At 39.2% G+C, this 17756-nt stretch carries 12 protein-coding genes; 1 reads left to right on the top strand and 11 read right to left on the bottom strand.

Annotation, left to right across the window (positions count from 1 at the left end; all coding sequences use genetic code 11):
• Positions 1 to 93: 93 nt before the first annotated feature.
• Positions 94 to 300: a DUF896 domain-containing protein gene (locus tag ACZ42E_RS04155; protein WP_464893191.1), complete on the top strand. Its 207-nt coding sequence runs from the start codon at positions 94 to 96 to the stop codon at positions 298 to 300.
• A 24-nt stretch (positions 301 to 324) separates the two neighbouring features.
• Here ACZ42E_RS04155 and ACZ42E_RS04150 read toward each other — a convergent pair whose 3' ends face one another.
• The 11 genes from ACZ42E_RS04150 to ACZ42E_RS04100 all read right to left on the bottom strand — a co-directional run bounded on the left by ACZ42E_RS04150 (position 325) and on the right by ACZ42E_RS04100 (position 17755).
• Positions 325 to 1035, bottom strand: coding sequence for an ABC transporter ATP-binding protein (locus ACZ42E_RS04150; protein ID WP_464893190.1), 711 nt, complete (start codon positions 1033 to 1035; stop codon positions 325 to 327).
• Positions 1028 to 1804 carry an ABC transporter ATP-binding protein gene (locus ACZ42E_RS04145; protein ID WP_464893189.1) on the bottom strand — a complete coding sequence of 259 codons (777 nt, stop codon included), beginning with the start codon at positions 1802 to 1804 and terminating at the stop codon, positions 1028 to 1030. Before ACZ42E_RS04145 ends, ACZ42E_RS04150 begins: the two co-directional genes overlap by 8 nt.
• Complete coding sequence (locus tag ACZ42E_RS04140; protein ID WP_464893188.1) at positions 1756 to 2853, bottom strand: branched-chain amino acid ABC transporter permease; 1098 nt, start codon at positions 2851 to 2853, stop codon at positions 1756 to 1758. The genes ACZ42E_RS04145 and ACZ42E_RS04140 overlap by 49 nt, the downstream gene beginning before the upstream one ends.
• 15 nt (positions 2854 to 2868) lie before the next feature.
• The gene (locus ACZ42E_RS04135; protein WP_464893187.1) at positions 2869 to 3741 is read right to left on the bottom strand and encodes a branched-chain amino acid ABC transporter permease; all 873 of its coding nucleotides are present in this window, start codon (positions 3739 to 3741) and stop codon (positions 2869 to 2871) included.
• Between the two features lie 85 nt (positions 3742 to 3826).
• Positions 3827 to 4966, bottom strand: a complete 1140-nt coding sequence (locus ACZ42E_RS04130; RefSeq protein ID WP_464893186.1) for an ABC transporter substrate-binding protein — start codon at positions 4964 to 4966, stop codon at positions 3827 to 3829.
• Between the two features lie 184 nt (positions 4967 to 5150).
• The gene (locus ACZ42E_RS04125; protein WP_464893185.1) at positions 5151 to 6539 is read right to left on the bottom strand and encodes a sigma-54-dependent transcriptional regulator; all 1389 of its coding nucleotides are present in this window, start codon (positions 6537 to 6539) and stop codon (positions 5151 to 5153) included.
• Positions 6529 to 8439 carry a transporter substrate-binding domain-containing protein gene (locus ACZ42E_RS04120; RefSeq protein WP_464893184.1) on the bottom strand — a complete coding sequence of 637 codons (1911 nt, stop codon included), beginning with the start codon at positions 8437 to 8439 and terminating at the stop codon, positions 6529 to 6531. Before ACZ42E_RS04120 ends, ACZ42E_RS04125 begins: the two co-directional genes overlap by 11 nt.
• 386 nt (positions 8440 to 8825) lie before the next feature.
• Positions 8826 to 11810 (bottom strand): type III restriction-modification system endonuclease, encoded by a 2985-nt coding sequence (locus ACZ42E_RS04115; protein ID WP_464893183.1) that lies wholly within the window; start codon positions 11808 to 11810, stop codon positions 8826 to 8828.
• A gap of 16 nt (positions 11811 to 11826) precedes the next feature.
• Positions 11827 to 13752: a site-specific DNA-methyltransferase gene (locus ACZ42E_RS04110; RefSeq protein ID WP_464893182.1), complete on the bottom strand. Its 1926-nt coding sequence runs from the start codon at positions 13750 to 13752 to the stop codon at positions 11827 to 11829.
• Positions 13749 to 14474, bottom strand: coding sequence for a DUF4391 domain-containing protein (locus ACZ42E_RS04105; protein WP_464893181.1), 726 nt, complete (start codon positions 14472 to 14474; stop codon positions 13749 to 13751). The genes ACZ42E_RS04110 and ACZ42E_RS04105 overlap by 4 nt, the downstream gene beginning before the upstream one ends.
• A 2-nt stretch (positions 14475 to 14476) precedes the next feature.
• A complete protein-coding gene (locus ACZ42E_RS04100) occupies positions 14477 to 17755 on the bottom strand; it encodes a helicase-related protein (RefSeq protein WP_464893180.1) in 3279 nt (1092 codons plus the stop codon).
• Position 17756 lies beyond the last annotated feature (1 nt).

Raw genomic sequence — 17756 nt, 5'->3', positions numbered from 1 at the left:
ACATTATAACCTAAAACTGCTGCTTTTTTGTGGATAAAATTCTTTTTTTATAATAAACTTTTGCATATAAAAAGCACGTTTAAGGAGGCAAATATGTCAGATAATAACAAACCAGCAGGAATCACGGAAGAAAAAATAAACCGCATAAACGAACTGGCCCGCAAAAAGAAAACTGTAGGATTGACTGCGGAAGAGCTAGAAGAACAAAAAGAACTCTATGCTGAATTCTTAAGCAATATAAGAAAACAGGTAGAGGTTCAGCTCTTTTCAGCCGGAATTCCCAAAAAACAAAAAAATTAGGCCCTGTTTTAAAGGGCCTAATTTTTAACCTTCTCCCAGATAAGCTTTTCTTACTTCATCATTATGGCGCAGATTCTCAGCAGTATCGCTCAAAACAATATTTCCGGTTTCCAAAACATATCCCCTGTGAGCTATGCTGAGTGCCATGTTGGCATTCTGTTCTACCAGAAGAATGGTAAGCCCGTCCTTTTCATTCATTTCTTTTATAAAAGCAAATATTTGTTCTACTATTATGGGGGCTAATCCCATAGAAGGCTCATCCAGCATAAGCAGCTTTGGCCTGCTTAAAAGAGCCCTGGCCAGAGCCAGCATCTGCTGTTCGCCTCCGGATAAAGTTCCTCCCAGCTGTTTTTTACGTTCTGCCAGGCGTGGAAACATATCAAACACTTTTTCCATATCTCTTTTTATTCCGTCACTGTCATTGCGAAGGTAGGCTCCCATCTTCAAATTTTCTTCCACCGTAAGCTTGGAGAAAATCCTTCTTCCTTCCGGCACCTGCACAATACCCTTTTTTACTATTTCATCCGTACGGCATTTTATTATTTCCTCTCCCTGAAACTTGATACTGCCTTTACGATTTTTAACCAAGCCGGAAATAGTATTCAGGGTAGTACTTTTTCCAGCTCCGTTACTGCCGATAAGGGTAACTATTTCTCCTTCATTGACCGTGAAGCTTATTCCCTTAAGGGCATGAATGGCTCCATAGTAAGCATTAAGTCCATGAACTTCAAGCATGAGCTTCCCTCCCCTGCTGGCCCAGATATGCGGCAATAACCCGTTCATTCTTTTGAATCTCTGCAGGAAGGCCTTCGGCTATCTTTTCTCCATGATCCAGAACTGCCACTTTGTCCGAAATCTTCATAACCATTTTCATATCATGCTCAATCAAGAAAACTGTATATCCATTTTTGCTTATTTCTTTTATGAGCTTTACCATGTTTTCTTTTTCCGTAGAATTCATTCCTGCTGCCGGTTCATCTAACAGGAGAAGTTTGGGCTCAGTAGCCAAAGCTCTGGCAATTTCCACTTTGCGCTGATCTCCGTAAGGAAGATTTACCGCAATCTCATTAGCATATTTTTCTATACCCAGAAACTCTAGCTTCTCCATGCACTTCTTTTCCACTTCTTTTTCTTCGCTGCGGGCAGCAGGCAGCTTGGCTATGGCTCCCCACAAACCAGTTTTAGTGCGGCAGTACTGGCCTACCTTTACATTATCCAGCACTGTCATAGAGGAAAAAAGCCTTATATTCTGAAAAGTACGTGCAATTCCCAGCTTTGTTATCTCATAAGGTTTATACCCTTTTAAAGGCTTACCCATAAAGGTGATGCTTCCTTCTGTAGCTTCATACAGGCCAGTAATAAGGTTAAAGAAAGTAGTCTTACCGGCTCCGTTAGGCCCGATCAAGCTTACAATCTGCCCTTCTTCAACTACCAGGTCAACATTAGAAACTGCTTTTAATCCTCCGAAGGCCTTAGTAACCTTCTTGGCTTCCAAAATTGCCATGATGGTTTTTTCCCTCCTCTCAGACTGGCCATACTTATCATTCCTTCCGGCCTTGCAATCATCATGATAATGAGCAGAAGCCCATATATAGCAAACCGGTACAAATCAACCGTACGCAGCATTTCAGGCAGTATCGCCAGTACAACAGCCCCTACTATAACTCCAGGGATACTTCCTATACCGCCTAAAACTACCATCATAAGTATGGTCACTGATTCCAGATAAGTAAAACTGTCCGGGTTTACATAATGAATATAGCTGGCAAACATAGAACCTGCCATTCCGGCTAAAGCAGCCCCGAAGGTGAAAACTAAAATCTTAAGATAAGAAGGCTTTACTCCCATAGCTTCCGCCGCTATTTCATCATCGCGTATGGCAATAAGCCCTCTTCCCAACCTGGAATACAGGAGATTATAGGAAAAGATAACAGTTAAAACTACCATTATATAAATGAAGTAATACCAGCCTATATTATCATTGATAGTAAATCCGAAAATACTGGGAGACGGTATTCCGGGTATTCCGGCCGGCCCGCGGGTTATATCTCCCCCATTTATCAAAACTAAACGCACAATTTCTCCAAAACCTATGGTGGCGATAGCCAGATAATCCCCTTTAAGCCTTAAAATGGGGACCCCTAAAAGAAATCCGAAAAGCCCTGCTACTATGAAACTCATGATAAAGGCAATCCAGAAATTCAATCCTAAAGATACCGTCAGCAAAGCAGTCGTATAGGCACCTATGGCATAAAAAGCAGCATGTCCCATAGACAGCTGTCCGGCAAAACCTATTATCAGGTTTAGACTTAAAGCCAGTATGATGTAGATGCCCACTATAATGATGGTGCGTAAAAGATAAGGATTTCCGGCACTCAGCCACGGCAGAGCCACCATAAATACCAGCAAAGCTATAAGCAGATAAAAACGGTTTTTACCTTTAAGTAAAGTAACCCTGTAAGTGATCTCGTCAAATACTACCGAAAGCAGCTTTACTACTATATATAATCCAAGTGCTGCCAGGGCCAAATTAAGCAAAACTTTAAAAAACATAATCTCAACACCCCCTTAAACCTTCTCCTGAATACTCTTGCCCAGTATTCCTGAAGGCTTAATAAGCAGTATCAGTATGAGGATAATAAAAGCAATTCCATCCCTGAAACCAGAAGAAATGTAGGCGGCCCCCAAACTTTCTGCTATTCCTAAAACCAGTCCGCCCAGCATAGCCCCGGGAATAGAGCCTATGCCTCCCAAAACTGCTGCTACGAATGCTTTAAGGCCGGTCATAAATCCCATCATCGGATAAACTGCCTGATAATACATACCTACCAGTATCCCCGCTGCAGCACCCAGGCTGGATCCTATGGCAAAAGTAGTGTAAACCATACGGTCAGTATTAATTCCCATCAGCCTCGCTGTATTCATGTCCTGGGCTGTACAGCGCATAGCAATCCCAACTTTTGTCTTGTTAACCAGCAGATGCAGAAGTATCATAAAAATAATCGTACATACCAGAATAATCACCTGTAAGGTAGTAAATTTTAGCCCCATAACAGAATAGATATCCATTTTTATCATCTGGGGAAATGTATTAGTCTGCGGTCCCCAAACCAGCATGGCAAAATTTTCGAATAAAATGGCAGCTCCCACTGCAGCCAGGAAGAGATTGATACGTGGGGCATCAAAAAGCGGTTTGTAAGCAAGTCTTGAAAGCAGCATCCCCACTATCGAAGCCCCTGCCATACCTATCAAAAAAGCCACAATAAGTGGAGCATCAAACAGGGTTATACTGGTTAAGGCAAAAAAGGCACCCAGCATAAATATGTCGCCATGGGCAAAGTTGATAAGGCTTATAATACCGTAAACCATAGTAAAACCTATGGCGGTGAGAGCATAAACACTTCCTAAAGCCAATCCGTTCACAAACTGTTCCCCAAACACTGCTATCCCTCCTTCTGGTAATACTGCTTAAGTTAGTTGAGGGCGGAATCTTTTCCCTTTCCGCCCCCATTATCATTTTTAAAAATTACGGCTGCAGTTCATCAGGTACAAACTTGCCGTTTTTAACAGTGAGTATGATTATGGAGCGACTGTTTTCTCCGCTGGCATCAAAGGTTATAGGACCTGCTACACCGGGGAAGTCTTTTACTTCTTTGAGATATTTATATACGCCTTCACGGGTTGCTCCATTAGTCTTGATAGCTTCCAGAATCATCTTGGCTGAATCATAAGCCAGAGCTGCATAAGTATCAGGTTCAACACCATATTTTTCCTTAAACTTGGTTACAAATTCTTTGGTTCCCGGGAATTCAACCTCCGGATGGAAGAAGCCAGTAAATCTTATGCCTTCTACGGCATCTCCACCTAATTTAATAAGCTGTTCGGAGCTTATGCCTTCGGTTCCCAGAATCGGAATATTAAGCCCGATTTCCTTCATCTGTTTGGCAATCAAGGCACATTCAGTATAGTAGCCAGCCATAAAGAGAAGTTCAGGATTAGTCTGTTTTATCTTGGTAAGCTGAGCTTTAAAGTCTTTAGTCTGTCCTTCAAAATAAGTTTCTGAAGCAGTTATAGTTCCGCCCAATTCTTTAAACTTCTGGGTAAAGTCGTTGTTTAAGCCCATTCCAAAGTCATTGGCAGTATAAATAACTGCTACTTTCCTTACTCCCAGTTTGTTATAAGCATATTCTGCCAGCTGATGAGCCTGGCGGGTATCGGTAAGAGAGATACGAAATACATGCGGAGTTTTTCCATCTGTAATCTGTTTGTTAACCGAGTCGGTTATAACAGGAATGCCAGCAGCTTCGTAAATTTCTCTGGCCGCCAGGGTACAGGAACTGTTCCAGTGCCCTATAACTGCGACTACATCAGGATTGGAAGCTATCTTCTGAGCAACATTGGGAGCTTCCTTGGGATTCCCGATATCATCTTCTACCTGCAGTTTTACCTTGCGTCCATCAATACCACCCGCTGCATTTACTTCTTCAATAGCTAACTTTATAGCTTTTACCTTCATGTCTCCAAATTGAGCAGAATCTCCCGTCATCGGGTTGGCACTGGCGATAACTATATCGCCTTTTTCCGCACTCTTTCCTCCTCCACATCCAGCGGCCAGGCTGAAAAGCATAGCCATCAAGACGAGCAGTACTAAACCTTTTCTTCTCATACAACAACCTCCTTAAGTTAATTTTTATTTCGCCCTTTTTAAAGAGCAAAATACGTGCCAAAAAACAAAAAGCCGATATATCGGCTTTTTCAAAATAAAAGAAAAAATAAGCGGCAAAATATGCCGCTTTATATAAAAAGAGGCGGCAAAATCTGCCGCCTGCCTGTAAAAATGTCCTCTTTATCTAATCTATTAAATCATTATCATTTATACAATAGGCCTTAAGTTTATTGCGCAAAGTCCTCTCACTTATCCCCAGAACCCTGGCAATTTCTTTGCGCGGTTTGTTTAATTTGGACAGATTAAGCATGATAACTTTTTTTTCTACTTCATCTAAAGGTTCTCCATATCTGATAGTTATCACTTCATCATCGCGGACATCTAAACCTTTTTCCCCGGTTTCCACTCCTTCAAAAATATATCCAGGAAGATCAGATATTTCAATTACATTACCTTCACTTACCGCACATGCTCTTTCCAGTATATTCTCCAGTTCTCTTACATTACCTGGATAATTATAGTGCTCTAAAACAATCATGGCAGCCGGACTTATATGTTTTACCTCCTGCCCTAACCGTTCAGCAAACTGTTTAAGAAAATAATTAACCAGCAAAGGAATATCTTCTTTTCTTTCCCTTAAAGGAGGAAGCTTAATCTCTATAACATTAAGCCTGTAATATAAATCCTGCCGAAAATTACCCTTCTTAACTTCTTCTTTCAAATCTTTATTGGTGGCTGCCACTATTCTGACATCTACCTTATGCTGTTCCCGGGAACCTAAAGGAGTAACTACTTTATCCTGCAGAACGCGTAAAAGTTTAGCCTGCAGGCTTAATTCCATTTCTCCGATCTCATCTAAAAACAAAGTTCCATGATTGGCTAAAAGAAACTTGCCTTCATAGCGGCTGGTAGCTCCAGTAAAAGCACCTTTCTCATAGCCGAAAAGCTCGCTTTCTATTAGATTGGAAGGCAAAGCGGCACAGTTTACTACCTGAAAGGGTTTGTCCCTTCGCACCCCTAAAGTATGAATAGCTCTGGCCACCAGTTCCTTTCCGGTACCGCTTTCCCCGGTTATCAGTACAGTAGAATCGATATCTTTCACTTTATTTACCAAATCCAATACCTTGCGTATAGGAGGACTTTGGCCTACAAAATTAAGGGAAGCAGCGGCCAGGACCTGATTATCCTTTTTCTGCATATCCCGGTTAGTCCTGGTTTTTTGCACTGCCCGGGCAAGATATATTTCCATTTCATTCAAATCCACAGGTTTGGTTATATAGTAAAAAGCTCCCATCTTTACAGCTTCTACCGAATTTTTTATAGACCCGTAAGCAGTAAGTATTATAACCTCTATTAAAGGATAATCGTGTTTTATGGCCTTTAATATATCAAGCCCATCTTCTTCCCCCAAACGCATATCCAAAATTATTGCATCAATCTCCTGGCTCCTAAGTATTTTAAAAGCTTCCCTGCTGTTTAGAGCTATTTTTACTTCATATTTTTCTTCCAGAGCAAAACTTAAGGCTTCACATATATTTACCTCATCATCTATAATCAGGATTTTAGGTAGCATCTTTTTCACCTCCTGTATCCGGATTGGTCGGCAGCCATACCTCAAACCTCACTCCCTTGCCCTGATAACTGGTAACCTTAACCAGGCCGCCATTTTCATCAACCATCTGTTTAACCAGTGCCAAACCTAAGCCAGTCCCTCCTTTAAGCGAAAAAAACGGATCAAAAACCTGCTCCAGATACTCTTCAGGTATGCCGTAACCCGTGTCTTTCACAATTATTCTGGTAAAGCCATCATTCTCCAAAGAAACTAAAGCAATCCTCCCTCCTTTAGAAGTCGCATTAAAGCTGTTTAAAAGCAGATTGAGAACTATTTGTTTCAAATGGTCCGGATCGCAGTAAACCTGCCCTTTTAATTTAACCTGAAAAATTATCCCTTTTTCTTCACATCTTGCCTTTATAAGCTCAACTACTGGACTTAAAACTTCTTCCACATTACACAGACAAGGCTTGGGGTTACGAGGCTTAGCATAATCTATAAGCTCGTTTATAAGCTGTTCAATACGGCTTATTTCCTGCGGAATAACCTTTACAAGCTTATCCCGAAAATTTTCATTATGTAACTTGGAGGGCAATAAATCAACATAAGTTTTTATGGAAGTCAAAGGATTTCTTATCTCGTGGGCAATTCCAGCTGCTAAAGTGGATAAAGTCTTTATGCGGGCTTCCTGCATATTTTTCCTGGCTAATTCCCGCTCTGCCGTAACATCGTCAATAGTGACCAAAAGGCAGCTGACATCATTTTTCTCTTCCACTACCGGGTCGATAGAAATATTTAAAACCTTGCCTGCAAAATTGACAGTTTTCTGGATCTTATTGTGAAAGCTGAAAACACCTTTCATATCTTCAGGTTTAAAAAAGGAAAACAAAACAGTATTTTTAAATTCCTGCCCCACTATATCCCTTTTTAGTATGCGTAAAGCGGAAGGATTAGCGGTAGTTACTACCCCGTTATAATCTATAGTGATGATGCCTGCCGGGGTATTGCGCAGGATAGCTTCCTGCATGTCCGCATAGGCCTTAATTTCTTCCGTCCTCTCTTCAATTTTTTTTCTTAAACTCTGATTTATATATAATCCCATCAAAAAAAGAAAAAAAGATATTATGCCTGCTGCCAAAGTAATCCTGAAATTGCGCTCGGCATCTATAAAGGATTTGCCGAACCATTTGCGATATATCCTGTCATAGGTTCCTTTTGCCTTTATGCGTTTCAACCCCTGATTGAGCATGTTTAAAGTTTCTTTATCCCCTTTTCTCACTACCGGACAGTAATCAGTCTCAAAAAAAGGTTCTCCCACCTCTTTAAAATTCTGCAAGCAGCGCCATTTTTCCATAATATACCATCCAGTAAGCTCATTGCCCACAAAGGCATCTGCTTCTCTCCTTATCAAAGCATGTATTGCCTCTTCCTGGGTAGTAAAACTTAATACATCTACTCCTTTGATCTTACCTACTGCATAAGCCGCGATATCTCCTTTCTGCACCGCTACTTTATGGCCAGCAAGATCAGAAAGCGAACTTATAGTCATGACACTGCGGGGAACAAATATAGCCTGTCTGTTAACTAAAATAGGATCGGCAAAATCAAATTTTTCTGCCCGCTCTTTTGAATAAGTCATACCCTGGATAACATCAACCCTGCCTTCTAACAGAGCTTTCTGCGCCTCATACCATTCCATAGGATAAAATTCCACAGTAAAACCTTGTTCCAGAGCAATTGCCGTAATAACATCCACATTAAACCCCCGGTAGTTATTGTTGCTGTCCACAAATTCATAGGGGGGATATTGTTTATCCCCTGCTACCCGGAGTATCTTTTCCAAAGCCCAGGCCTGGTCATTAAAACCTGAAATATAAAAAAGTATTAAGCTTAATCCAGCCAAATACTTAAGCCACTTCATAGACTATTTTCCTTTCATCAATAGTTGCAAAAATATTTTAGCATATCAGGCTTTTTTATTTTACAACACCTGAACATGGTAAATTATGATAAATTTTATGGATAATTTTTCTATATGCATTGCATTAATAATCTTTAAGCAAACGTTAGATATTAATAAGCGGTAAAAAGCAGTACAGCGACGAACTCAAAGAACAAATCATTAAAAAATGTCAGGAAGCAGACAATGCAGCTACTGCATACCGGTGCTGCAAAAATAAAGGGGCCAGGGCAAAAATACCCCTTAGCAAAATTGACTGCTAAGGGGTATTTTTATAAAGACAAAACCCACAATTCATCTAATAATTCTTTTATGCTTATTGTTTTCATCAAGTATTGCAACGCATATTAAAAGACCTGCTTTACCGCTATTTTATCTTCTATAAATTCTTCGAAACTATCTATATCCTCAAATCCTACTCCAGTACCTAAAGCCTCAAAGTGCTTCTTTCCGCATTCAATTTTAGCTCTTTCTGCTGGCCTCAGGGCATCAAACATAGTATCAGCTTTGGTTTCCAGTACAAAGTACAGCTTATCTTTACCGTCTGCATCGATTAGTACAGCCCAGTCAGGATTATAGCTGCCTAATGGAGTTGGTATGGTAAACCAGCCGGGAAGTTTTGCATACAGCTTAACTTTGCTGTTGTTTTCAAAACTTCTGGCAAATTTCTCTTCGTTGGCACTGTCATATACTACATATTCGTATACTGACTTTTTACTTTCCATCATGTTTCTGGACAAATAGCCGATAAGTTCCTCACTTTCAAAGAGTTCTTGTGCGTAATATTCGTCGTTACCAATTTTTGTGTATTTAATGCCATCAACTATCATCAACCTCATTTTAGAAGTGATAATCTGCGCTACCTGCTCCATATACTTTTGAGGGTTCTTCTTAAAAAGATGGAGAGTTTTGCTTCTTCTTAGTATCTCCACAATAGTTTTTCTTGTTAAATTGGTTTCATTCTGAAGATAGGCAATGATATCGGGTAGAAATTCCTGCTGGTTATCCAGAACAACAGCATATCTATCTGATTCTTCCGCAACAATCCCACCAGCACCAATATCAAGCCCTGCTTTCGTATATATAAGCTTTGGAGAACTTACAGACAGACTTCTCTGCATCTCCCTGCAACATTCATCAATCAGCTTTTCACTATCAAAGTCCACAGAATAGGTAGTCTTGTATTTTATCCTATCCCATAGTTCTTTAAACTCAGGGTCAAGATAGACCTGCTTATTAAGCTTAATAGTTTTTTTATCACTATTGTTCTTGATATTAAGTCCGCTGCACACTTTTCTGACAACAGCCATAATATCTGCTTTTACATGTTCATATTCTTTCGGTATATTCAGCCTGTTATCTTTTATATCAATTATCAGCTTGTCCTGCACTTTACCTGTTTCATCAATATAGCCATTACCTAAAAATGCTTTAAATATGTCCTCAGAAGCTTTATGCCCTAAATACTTTATGCTTCCATCCTCATACCTTACCGGTATGTTGGCAAACAAATGATTTTCAATAACGCCAAATCGTATGCCGCTCTCAGTTTCGTATTCTTTCTGGAGGGCAGCTGCAAATTCCTCATAGCTTTCATTGGCGATAATCGTCAGTGTGTTTATAAAAGAACCGTACTGACGTTCTCCTTTTTGATTAACACAAAGACGCAGGCCACGACCAATCTCCTGGCGCTTTTTGACCTCACTCTGCGTTTCATTCAGGGTACATATCTGAAACACATTGGGATTATCCCAGCCTTCACGTAACGCTGAGTGTGAGAAGATAAATCTAAGTTTAGTATCAAAGGATAAAAGACGTTCCTTGTCTTTCATAATCAAATTATAAGTATCCTCATCATCCTGCGTATAACCGCTGGTATCTTTCAGGACACCCTTTTTATCCGCTGAAAAATAGCCATTGTGGGCTTCTTCGGCAGCGGTATCTAAATCAACATCTTTAAACAGCGTATTATACTTAGGCTGCCTTATGAGTTCTTTATAATGCTTTTCAAAGAGCCTTGCATAGATACCTTTTTGCGGATTCCCATTTTCATCATAGTAGCGATAATTTGCCACACGGTCTATAAAAAACAGACTCAGGACTTTTATTCCCAGCTTATTTAATACCAGTTCTTTGTTTAAATGCTCCTCTATAGTCTTTCTAATCATCTGTTCTTTTATGGCTAGGTCGTCCACATCTCCTAAAGGTTTACCTATACGCAGAATATCCGGCTTACTTGTAAAAGCAACGTATTCATTCCCCTCTTCACAATAAATCTCGCTGACAATGTATCCCTCATAAACATCACGTCCTCCTGATTTTTCATAAAGGTCATCTCCACGTTTGACCGTTACCGCCTTCCGTTTAACCACACCTTTTCTATCTTTTACATCCATCTCTATTTTGGCTGTTATAGGCGATTTTTTATTGTCTACAGATAAAAGCTTCAAATATGCTTTATTATGGTAGTCTTTAGTTGTAAACCCAGCAACTTCTATCTGTTTAACCAGACCTAAATTATAGCTGTCTACCGCATCCAGCTTATAAACCAGATTATGCCTTTCCACATGCGTTGCCGAGTAACGTAGTATAAATAAAGGATTCAGTGATTTAATTGCCTCTTTGGCTTTAGGAGTCGTATCTACCGATTGCGGCTCGTCTATAATAACAATTGGCCTGGTCTCCTGAATAAGCTCAATAGGCTTCATGCCGTTTAACCTGTCATTTGTTCTATGAATAATATTAGCCTTAGTTTCCTTGGCTGGATCTGTAAAACTTTTCCTGAAAGCGTCAATATTTATAATCATAATCTCAATATTATCGCTCACCGCAAAACTTCTCACCTGTTCCAGTTTGCTGCTATCATATATGAAATAGTGATAAATTACATTATCATATAGTTCCTTAAAATGTTCCTCTGTAATCTGCAAAGTCTTATACACACCCTCTTTAATTGCAATACTGGGGACAACAATGATGAACTTGGAAAACCCATAGTTTTTATTTAGTTCAAAGATTGTCCTTAAGTAAACATAGGTCTTACCTGTACCCGTCTCCATCTCTATATCAAAGTCATATTCACCCGTTTTTAGAGACTCTGTTGGTGGCAGGCCATTCCTAAGCTGGACTTCCCGCAAATTCCTAAGTATCTCTTCTTTATCCAGTTCAAGCCGGTTACCAATACCATTCTCTGTGCCAAACAAACCTATTTGTCCATTATAGGCTGACACGGTAAAATTAGTATGTTTGGGCGTTTGGCCCCTGAACAAATCTACAACGGAAGCTATGGCCTGCTGCTGGTATTCTAAATTTTTATCAAATTTTAGCTTCATTTTAGACCATACCTCCCTATATGGTAATAAACTCTTCGATTCCGCCGGATTTCAGTATTTGCTTGATATTTGTCTTGTCACTATCTGACTTAAATCCATTATCCTTAAATACAACCCTGCTGCTTTCAGGTGATAATTTTTCTACTTCTTTTAAAATACCCCTGGCAACCTCTGTTGTAATCTCATCATCAAGGCAGATCATAAGCATACCAAAACCAATAGAATAAACCTTCTTGCCGCTAATTGTAAACTCATCAACTGGATAAGTCAGGTCAAGGCCGTATTTAAGCATTATTTCATAAACAACATCAAGTTCTGTCCTGTCTTCCACAAAGTTGTCTACATAATCCAATAAAGACTGCTCTAAATTATCATAGTCCGGCTGCCATTTTCGGATATTGGATGTATCAAGCTTGAACACCTTAAAGCCGATATCAAGTTTTTCTATATTCTCTTTATCTTTATATTCTTCTTTGATTTTTTCACCAGCACGGCGGATGCGCTCTTTGCCTATCTCGCTGATATTCTTATAGCCGGCTTTGTAGGCCTCACTATTTTCATCTGTTGGCTCCGGAAGTTGAACCATAATAAACCTGCGGTTGCCGCCGTCTTCGGCATTAAGCTGCATTACAGCATGGGCGGTGGTGGCGGAGCCGGAGAAGAAGTCCATAACCAAGTCATTATTATCGGGGTCAGTTCCCATTTCGCACAATCTCATTAACATTTCTACTGGCTTTGGGTAATCGAAAATTTTACCATCCATTAGTTCTTTGACTAATAGAGTTCCCTTTTCAGTATTGGTATCTTTATCCCACCATACAGAACGAGACATCACTTTTGATTCTCGATATTTTTCAACTATCATAAAACTGCCATCTCTCATAGGTTTTGCCATAATGTTTATATTTAAGTTTTCTTGGGCTTTCTGCTTGCCCCATCTCCATACAACATTTACACCCTGTGATTCACGTGGATATATTTCAATCCATCCTGCTTTTTTCTCCAGGGAAATTTGATGGAGTCCGTTTTTGTCTGGAGATAAAGGATTAACATAAAAAGGATAATACAAATTAGGTCGATTCTCTTTATTAAATTTGACATTTCTATTACGTAGTTCTCTTAATTCGAATCCTCCATATTCATCAAACATCTTAAACTCATTACTTTTATTATCATCGTTTATTAAGTTAATCAGTGTAGCAGAAGATTTACTATAAGCTAATAGATAATCGTGCATCCGTGCAATACCACCATAATCACGCCCTCTTGGATTACTTACTACTGTTATTTGTCCAATGAAGTTATCTTCCCCAAAAATTTCATCACAAATCTTCCTTAGATTATGTACCTCATTATCATCAATACTAATAAAAATAACACCATCGTCGGACAACAAATTCCTTGCAAGCCTAAGTCTTGGGTACATCATATTAAGCCAGTCGGTGTGATAACGGCCACTGGTTTCCGGATTGGTACTTATTGGCCTGCCATTGCCATCCGTTTGTCCTGTAATTCTTTTGTAGTTTTCAATGCTATCATGAAAATCGTCCTTATAGATAAAGTCTTTCCCTGTGTTATAGGGAGGGTCTATGTATATCATTTTTATCTTCCCATAATAGCTTTTCTGCAAAAGTTTTAACACTTCCAGGTTATCGCCTTCTATATAAAGGTTCCGGGTTGTATCCCAGTTTTTGCTCTCCTCTTTGCAGGGTCTCAAGGTTCCCAGAGAAGGGGTTTGGGATAAACGCAAAGCTCGTCCTTTGCCGTTCCAGGTAAAGTTGTAGCGTTCATTGCTATCTTCCACATATTCACCCAATAACTGTCTCAATTTATCAAAGTCAATCTTGCCCTCTGTTACCACTTCAGGAAAAATCTGTTTTAATTTTTTAATGTTTTCTTCGGCCAGGTCAGGGGTTTTGCCCGTAAGAGTTGTTTCTATCATTTCTTATCTCCTCCAAGCAATTTATTTTTGCTCTGTTCCAGTCTCTTTATCTCAATATTCAGCTCCATTTTGCGGTTAAACTGGGTTTCTTTCTTGAGTTTGGACCGCAAACTTGCAATTTTTCTTTCTATATCTTCTATCTTTGCCAGGAGTTCTCTTGCCTCAGCACCTGTTATAGTGTCATCTGCCGGCACAATGGCTGATAGGTTATAAATACTGATAGTATCTACGATATCACTATAAAGTGTATAGAAATTTGTAAACCTCATTTGTTTTATACTAAGCCTGTCGAATAAAGCATTATCATTACCCAACCAATCGGTAGAGATAAATTCCTCAATGGTATTCTTACTGCTGTCACTCAGGCTTGTCCTCTGGTGGGCAACGAAAAACCGTCTTTTATCCTCCAGCTTAAAAATCAGCAGCATAGGGTAGGGGATAGCCCTCATAATTATCTCGGCTATTCTGTTAATCCCATAATCTTTATTTACAATAACTTCTATAACTTCAATCTCCGGATATTCCCGCACTTCATCTTTATAGGCCGGTATGTTTACTGTTTCAGGTTTAAGGCAATAGAGCCATATTATTTTGTTTATGATATCTGTAAACAAATACCTATCACTGGAAGACAAATTAACATTTTCATAAAAGAGCTTTTTATATATAGTACTGCCAATAAAGCAGCTATCAGGGATGTTTAAAAAACTATAATCATCCACAGCTACTCCCCCTGGCCCTTTATGACCAAAAATGTAATCAGTTCAAAATCCTCAACACCATCAAAGACTCTTTTCGGCATGATGGTGCCGCCTTTGCTAAAAAGGCTGGCCACTCCAATCTCCTGCTTCTTGCCTATAATGTTTTCAATAGAAGCTTCCAACAAATCCGAATAATGTTTCATTTTCCGGCCATCATTGGTCTCTTTATTAAACTCCTCTACCAGCTCTTTAAACACTTCATTTTTACCCGAACACAGTTTTTTATAATAATCCAGTATCTTTTTGGCATGGAGGAAAGATAGCTTTACCTCCCCATCATCTGCGATATAAACCATATAGTAGGGAAATAGAGGGTTCTGCTCTCTGCTCTGCTGTTTCCCTTTAACTTGCCTAAGGGTAAAAATTACACCCGGCTTTATAATATCTTTTACGCTTTCGTCTATCTTTGCAACAGCATACATCCCATTTGGCGCCTCATCTAAAAGCTCTCTATTAGTTTTCATGTATTCCATAAGCTCAATCTTAAAATCATTAAAGGTCAGGTCTGTTATCGATATACCTCCCGATATATCTTCTAAGTCCACAACCTCTTTCCGCAGCCTCTCAAGCTGCTTCTTACGGTATTCAAGGTCTCTCATTTCTTTGCTGGAATCTATCTCTATAATATTCTCCTCACCTGTAGCAGACACATCCAATAAAACCATCCTGCCTCTGACCCGCTGCTGGAGGTTTATGTATTCGTCCAGGTCCCTGGTAGCCCAAAAGTTTACTAATTTGACATACTGGTTTTTTGAACCTATACGGTCAATACGTCCGAACCTTTGTATAATTCTGACTGGATTCCAGTGAATGTCATAATTTATAACATAATCGCAGTCTTGAAGGTTCTGGCCTTCAGATACACAATCCGTAGCAATAAGTATATCTATATACTTATCAACTTCAGGATATATCTTATAACACTCCTTTGAGACAGGAGAGAACAAGGTCAATACAGTATTTATATCTGACATCTTAATCGATTTTCTCAATTCTTTTGGTATGGGCAAATTAGAATGATTATCACCACTTCCTGTTACAATAGCAGAATAGATACCTTTTTTAGCAAAATAATCGGCCAGATTCTCATATAAATATCTGGCTGTATCAGCAAATGCAGTAAATACGATAACCTTTTTATTCCCAGGGTTTATTGGATTTTGTATTTTGTTTTCTATAAGGGTTCTAAGTTCAATTAGCTTGGCGTCTCTTTCTGGCGTAACAATCCTGGCTTCCGATAAAATGGTTTCCAGCTTGTCCTTATCTGCCAGCAGGTCTTGTTTCCATTTAATAAGGTCCATATCCTGAAGCAATACCTTTACATTATTGCCGAACATGAGGCTTTCAAGCTCGGGGTCGTCTATATCAATATCATTGATATCCAATTCCGCATCATAGTCAAATTGCCTTTGTTCTATGGCTTCGAGAGCCTTATCTATTTTGTGAAGGATATTCTCAACAGTTATTGCAAAGGAATTGATGGAGCTTTCCAATCTTTTTAAAATATTTACACGCATAAGTTCAACTAAACTTTTCTCCCTGTCTATCTGCCTGAAGACACTTTTGTTTGAACCTACTACCATATCGTATTTTTCTTCATAAGCAGCTCTTTTTTCAGGAAGCACATAGGCCAAAGGTGAATAGATACACAGGGTAAGTTTTTTTATAAGTCTATTGATATCTCCAATAGGCTGAAACTCACCTTTGGTGTCAATTGCCGGATATCTGTTCTCAGGGGGTAGTCTGGTGGGAAACTTTCCTATTTCCTCCAGGTTATAATATTTTTCTATATGCTTTCTGGAACGGGCAATAGTCACCGTATCCAGGAGTTTAAAATAATCTGTATCCATCATGTTGACAAATGTTTCAGTTGTTCTTTCATCTTCAGGTAGTTCAGACCATCTGTTGAACACGGTTTGTGCTTTTCTAAGGATAAACTCAATACTATCCAGCCCCACATCCTTAAAAGCATCATCCCTGCCCTCAGTTATAAAAGCGATCTGGTTCTTTATATCATTCATCCGGTTGTTTACAGGGGTTGCTGACAGCATAAGTACCTTTGTTTTAACCCCGGATTTTAAAATGTCATTCATCAAGCGCTGATAACGGGTTACACGCCCTTTGACCGGCGGATTATTCCTAAAGTTGTGGCTTTCATCTATTACGACAAGATCATAGTTTGACCAGTTTAAAGTAGCAAGGTTAATCTCACCAGAATAGCCGCTTGTCCTGCTAAGGTCAGTGTGGTTTAGAACATCGTAATTAAACCTGTCCGCAGCAAAAATATTGCGTTTATCATTCTGGGTGTAAATGGTCCAGTTTTCACGAAGTTTCTTGGGCACCAGCACAAGAACCCTATCGTTTCTGAGTTCATAATATTTAATTATAGCCAGTGCAGTAAAAGTTTTTCCAAGCCCTACACTGTCAGCTATAATACAGCCATTATACTTCTCAAGCTTATCAATAGCTCCCATAACAGCGTCTTTCTGAAATTTATAAAGTTTATTCCATATCAGGGTATTCTTAAAGCCTGTACGGCTTTTAACAATATTATCTTCGGTTAGCTCGTCAAGATAATCATAGAATATATTATAAAGAGTAACAAAGTAGATAAACTCAGGAGTATTTTCTTTATAAAGAATTCGCATCTGCTCAAGAACTTTTTCTTTGACATCCTGAACAGCAGTATCATCCTCCCATAATTCATTAAAGGCCTGTAAAAAGCCAATTGTGTACTCTTTACCATACAGGCACACATTGCTGTCCAATCTATTCGATGAAGTGATACCTAGACCATCAGTAGTAAAATCCACAGTGCCATTTATTGAGATACTATCTTCAGGATTTTCTATATAAATCAGTCTTGGCTGAGCAGGATTCGGCCGTCTCAACGATTTTATCTCTGCTTTCTTTTCCAGCCACTGAGCACATTCCCTGGCTATGGCCGCCTGTTTCATTTCGTTCCTCAGCTTTATTTCAAATTCATTTCCAGATATCTTTTTTTCAGGGTTGCGCACTATGTAATATTCCCTGTAAAGTTCCTGGTCATTACGTATAAAAGTAGGTTCGGTAAAAATGAACCTCATACTATCTATCTTGCTAAGTTCCTTTTTAAGTTCTTCATAAGCATAGATGGTAAAGTAAGCTGATATGATTGATAGTTTTGTCCCTTTACGCAATTCTGCCTTTAACTCATCTATAACCCTATATTTTTTATTATCCAGAACCTTGGGTGGTCTCATA

It is taken from the genome of Thermosyntropha tengcongensis, from assembly GCF_055381335.1.
Note: the sequence above shows the minus strand (reverse complement) of the source record. Positions and strands in the feature narration are given on the sequence as shown.

Bases quoted from the DNA above. Each gene is read 5' to 3' on its own strand.
- ACZ42E_RS04155 (WP_464893191.1), top strand. From the start codon at position 94: ATGTCAGATAATAACAAACCAGCAGGAATCACGGAAGAAAAAATAAAC.
- ACZ42E_RS04150 (WP_464893190.1), bottom strand. From the start codon at position 1,035: ATGCTTGAAGTTCATGGACTTAATGCTTACTATGGAGCCATTCATGCC.
- ACZ42E_RS04145 (WP_464893189.1), bottom strand. From the start codon at position 1,804: ATGGCAATTTTGGAAGCCAAGAAGGTTACTAAGGCCTTCGGAGGATTA.
- ACZ42E_RS04140 (WP_464893188.1), bottom strand. From the start codon at position 2,853: ATGTTTTTTAAAGTTTTGCTTAATTTGGCCCTGGCAGCACTTGGATTA.
- ACZ42E_RS04130 (WP_464893186.1), bottom strand. From the start codon at position 4,966: ATGAGAAGAAAAGGTTTAGTACTGCTCGTCTTGATGGCTATGCTTTTC.
- ACZ42E_RS04125 (WP_464893185.1), bottom strand. From the start codon at position 6,539: ATGCTACCTAAAATCCTGATTATAGATGATGAGGTAAATATATGTGAA.
- ACZ42E_RS04120 (WP_464893184.1), bottom strand. From the start codon at position 8,439: ATGAAGTGGCTTAAGTATTTGGCTGGATTAAGCTTAATACTTTTTTAT.
- ACZ42E_RS04115 (WP_464893183.1), bottom strand. From the start codon at position 11,810: ATGAAGCTAAAATTTGATAAAAATTTAGAATACCAGCAGCAGGCCATA.
- ACZ42E_RS04110 (WP_464893182.1), bottom strand. From the start codon at position 13,752: ATGATAGAAACAACTCTTACGGGCAAAACCCCTGACCTGGCCGAAGAA.
- ACZ42E_RS04100 (WP_464893180.1), bottom strand. From the start codon at position 17,755: ATGAGACCACCCAAGGTTCTGGATAATAAAAAATATAGGGTTATAGAT.